Here is a 2040-nt window from a genome sequence, read left to right on the forward strand (position 1 = left end):
TCCTTCAAGCTCTCCAGACTGACGATCGAGGTATTAGTCCCAAACATCTCATTCAGAGCTGTAGTCGAGGGTGCATGGCACAAATCAGAGCAATCAGCGAGATTATTAGAACCGAGCGTCCGCATCATTAGTTGCAGCAGAAACGCGGCTTCATTAGAGCCACGCCCAGAACTATAGGAAGCAACTCGCTCTGGATCTTTTTGGAATGCAGTAGTCGCAATTGCGTAAATCTCCGCCCAGGAAATCCGCTCATAATGAGAGCTACCCGCCCGCAAAATTACTGGAAAACTCAACCTACCTAATTTATCCGCTTCCAGGGACGACAATTGTTGCAGTCTAGCAATCGGATTTGTATCAAAAAAATGTGTCGATACTCCTGGCTGAATTTCTGAAGAAATCGCCTCGACACTTTTCATGCAGCGTTGAAGCTTTTCGCCTGTTTCGTTACTAAATCCGCCCTTTTGTCCGCCAGTTCCCCAGGAGCAAGATAGACAAGCACTTTTATGGAGCAGCGTTTTCCACAGCTTTGCGCCTTGGGGCGATAGTGTTTTCTGCGCCCAGTACTCAATAATGTGCGTTCCCCCACCAATTTCGGGGGTGCCTTCATTGGTTTCTTGGAAAGCTGGCTGGGGCTGGGAGTTAGTTTCCATTAGCGATCTCAAATTAATAAAGGTCATGCCTTAGATAAAGTATGACCACTTTCTAAACAAAGATATTCGGCGGACTTGGCTTTTGACGATCGTTGGCGTAGCCTCTCCATTGGAGAATCGATGTTTATTTCTATTACCCTGCCTTCTCGGCTTCTGCAATAGTATCAAACAAATTCAAAGGTTAAGCATCTATCAAAAGATAGACAAACTTATTTGTTTTAAGCCAACGAGCATCGTTTGCTAGTGAGTAGTATCTGGATCTGGGACAAGCCGTTTCGCTTCATCTTTGATTTCCTCTTTCATCGTGGTGCAAGCTTCAGTCAAAGTCTTCGGTTTGCTAACATTGCCTCGATGACCTTCAAAAATTTGCTGGGCTTCGTCTTTAATTTCTTCTTTCATCGCCGAGCACTTTTCAGTTAAAATATCGGACTGCTCAGTAGATTCAACCGTGTTCGGTTGAGTCTTTTCTGTCACGGAATTTCCGTTATCCATAGCATTCTTCGTGCAGTAAAGCACGAGTTTAAACTATTTATATTTTAAGATGTTTTTTTCGATCGAACCATCTATCAAATTGAATACTTGAGATTTATCGTTGGCGGAGCCTACGGTCGGTAATCGGGTAACAACGACAGTCTAGTTAGAACGATTAGATCTGGAGTAACCGGATTAGGATCGATGAAAGCGATCGTCGGATTCGTCACGCCTTACCGCCGATCGATCGGTTTCAGGCCAACGAATCGCACCGTCTCGTAACTCATCTTTTAATTTGGTGTGGGGATTCCCTGCTGTTTAGCTAAAACTACCGAACGTTGGGATCGCGGTAGACAGGCATATTGGAGCGATCTTCTTCTTTACGTCGTCCCAAGAATCCGAGTAAACCGGTTAAACCAGCCAATCCCCATAGACCTGAATTGTCATCGTTGCGTTCGTATGTAGTCGTGGTGCGTGGCTGTTGAGTATCTGTACGGGGGGTACTCGTTTGAGCAGCAGCGGGGGGAGTCATAGTTGCAAGTGAAACAATAGTAGCAAGGATACCAACATTGATGAAGGCGAGCGAAGATGATTTTTTCATGAGTTTAAACTCCTTTATTTACTAAGCGTGTGATTTCGCTAAAAAATTTGGATTACCAATCTAAATCGTTAGCTTAATTGCTTACCAATCTACCCAAGCTAGTTAGGAAATAACTCTGTCGTAAGTACTATGTTTAAAAAATTCTAAGTATTCCTAACGATGGCGTTAGATCGATCGCCTCTTGCCCATCCAGTTCAAATGCGAGTCAGGATATCCGTAAGTCTCACGCCTAATTGATTCTGGCGAGAAATGTCAAACTATAAGTAGTCACAAAAATCGCGTAAATTATAATTATTGATGCCCGTCGCAACTGAATCT

At 43.9% G+C, this 2040-nt stretch carries 3 protein-coding genes; all 3 read right to left on the reverse strand.

Going from position 1 to position 2040, the window contains the following annotated elements; translation table 11 throughout:
• Positions 1-650: molybdopterin-dependent oxidoreductase (locus tag RMO55_RS13875; protein ID WP_310427395.1), on the reverse strand; the 650-nt coding region annotated here is incomplete at its 3' end.
• Between the two features lie 240 nt (positions 651-890).
• Positions 891-1142 carry a hypothetical protein gene (locus RMO55_RS13880; protein ID WP_310427397.1) on the reverse strand — a complete coding sequence of 84 codons (252 nt, stop codon included), beginning with the start codon at positions 1140-1142 and terminating at the stop codon, positions 891-893.
• Positions 1143-1449: 307 nt separating this feature from the next.
• Positions 1450-1722: a WGxxGxxG family protein gene (locus RMO55_RS13885; protein WP_310427399.1), complete on the reverse strand. Its 273-nt coding sequence runs from the start codon at positions 1720-1722 to the stop codon at positions 1450-1452.
• Positions 1723-2040 lie beyond the last annotated feature (318 nt).

Origin of the sequence: Chamaesiphon sp. VAR_48_metabat_135_sub (assembly GCF_031418915.1) — a bacterium.
Classification (GTDB): domain Bacteria; phylum Cyanobacteriota; class Cyanobacteriia; order Cyanobacteriales; family Chamaesiphonaceae; genus Chamaesiphon.